The 2,417-nt window shown below is 37.1% G+C and carries 1 protein-coding gene; it reads right to left on the bottom strand.

The genetic code is table 11. From position 1 onward, the window contains the following. Positions 1-2,193: glycoside hydrolase family 32 protein (locus tag COL3_RS29680; protein WP_278286711.1), on the bottom strand; the 2,193-nt coding region annotated here is incomplete at its 3' end. Positions 2,194-2,417: the final 224 nt, after the last annotated feature.

The raw sequence follows: 2,417 nt of genomic DNA, 5'->3' as shown, positions 1-2,417 counted from the left end.
CCAAGTTAATGCTATGTTTGAATCTTGTGTTACACTGCCAGCTAGGTTTGTAGGTGGTAAAATTGTTGGTGTACCTACAGTGCCTACAGGAACATTGAAATCATCTACATTAATATGTCCCCAACCACCGGCTGCTTTATCTACAACCTTTATATAGCACTCTTGTCCTATATATGGTGAAGCATCCCAAGTAACTTTCTGAAGCTTTTCAGAAATCTCAAGTTGATTTGTACTTGGATTTAACCACTTATTAGCGGTTGCTTTTAGCAACTCTTTATCATCAGATCTTCTTACAAGTGCTACGTATAAGTTATCAATATCAACACCGCCGCCGATACGGAAGTCAATTTTTCCATCTCCTCCAAGTACAAAAGGATTTGATCTCATCTCTCCTACAGTAGCATCAAGTCCATCCTTGTAGCCCCAAACGTGGTATTTTCCTTCTTTATCGCCGAAAGAATCCCCACTTCCACCTTTTGGTGTCATAAGGTCAGTAACATCATTTACATTGAATGCATCGCCAATGGTTGTCCAGCCTGTTAAATCTCCAGTTTCAAAATCATGATTAGTAAAGCTTCCATTTGGCCAATTTACTTGTGGCTCATACTTACCAATAGATGCAGAATTAAGTGGATAGAACTGCAATGAATTCAAGGTTACATTTCCGCCTTGTGAATATAGTTCTAATCCTTCATTAGCTGCATCTGTAAATATTTGATCCGTAATTGTTTCTCTTCCGTCATTTCCAAATAATTCAACAGATGACCAGTCAACTAAGAAACGCATCTTTATTTTTCCATTCTGTGGTGCTAAAGGTGCTTTTTGAATTCCAGTAGCAAAAATACCTGATGCACTTCTGTCAATTCCCATTTCTGAATTACTCTTGCTATAATAAAGCTTAGTATAATTTGAGCCACCCTTACGAATCTTAAAGCCAAACTCTGAAGCAGTACAGCTTTCATCTACATTAAATTCTGCAACAACTTCATATTGCTTTCCTGATAAATTCGATAATGGATTTGTTCCTGGTGTTATTGTTTGAGTAGGTAAAGTTGTACCTGATTGTCTTAAAGCTTGAAGCTCAGTCACAGGAGTCTGAACAAGCCTGATACCATCAGAGAAGGTTTTCAGTTGAAGACTTCTTGGAACAGTATTTGAACTTCTCCAAGGAGATGTCGGAGCACTCTGAGCATACTCCCAGTTACTCATCCAACCCATATAGATACGTCTTCCATCTGAAGCAGGTATGTCTGAGAAGGATACTCCTGCATAATTATCTTTTCCATAATCAAGCCATAAAATTTTATCGGCAGGATTTAAATTTTTGAAGTTCTTTCCATCAAAGTCTCCTACGAAATACTGCGCGCCTGAACCTCCTGCTGGAGCAGCACTTTGAACACTTACTAACATAACCCATTTTTGTGTTGCACCACCATCTACTGAAAGTGGGAACAAATCAGGACATTCCCATGGCCTTCCTTGTGATCCTTGACCATCTCCAAATTCGGATACCTTAGTCCATTGTTTAAGATTAGGTGAATTATAAATTGCCACCTTATTACCTAATGTCAATATCATTACCCACTGCTTTGTTTGTTCATGCCAGAATACCTTTGGATCACGGAAATCAGGTGATATATTCGGCAATACAGGATTGCCTGCGTATTTTACCCATGTCCTTCCTCTATCATTACTGTAGGCAATGCCCTGCTCCTGTGTATTATTTGGAGTCGATTGAGTAAACATAGCTACCATAACTTTTTCATTTCCTGTCTGTAATCCTGAAGTATTATTCCAGTCAACTACTGCACTTCCTGAAAAAATCATTCCTTCAGTATCTTGGAATATTGCAATAGGGTATTCATCCCAGTCAACAAGATTTTTACTTATCGCATGTCCCCAGTGCATTGGCCCCCAAGTATCCCCGTATGGATGGTATTGGAAGAACAGATGATATTCACCATCATAATAAACCAAACCATTTGGATCATTCATCCAATTCTTCTGAGGGCTAAAGTGATACTGTGGTCTATAAAGTTCTGTTCTCTGTGGATGTGAAATATCAGAAGTAGCAGATACAGTAGATGTTGTTGCAGCAGATACTAATTGTAATGGAGTTAATGTAAAAATCATCGTGCCACACATTAGCGTTGCTAGAAATAATGTTTCTAGAAATCTTGATTTGTTTTTCAATATTAATCCCCCTTTTAACTTAAAATGTAGTCTTTGTACTTTTACAACTGTTTCAAACGTCTCCTAGTTTTCAATATTTAAAATTCATTTTGAAAAATACTTAGAAATTTTTTTATTCACTTGTTGATTTTATTCTCTCTTTTATCGGTTACTCAAAACTTATAGCATAACTTATACATTAACATCATCAATATTAATATGACCAAATCCACCTGTAGATTTAT

This window comes from Clostridium sp. LS (assembly GCF_002760435.1).
In the GTDB taxonomy this organism is placed as follows: Bacteria; Bacillota; Clostridia; order Clostridiales; family Clostridiaceae; genus Clostridium.
Note: the sequence above shows the minus strand (reverse complement) of the source record. Positions and strands in the feature narration are given on the sequence as shown.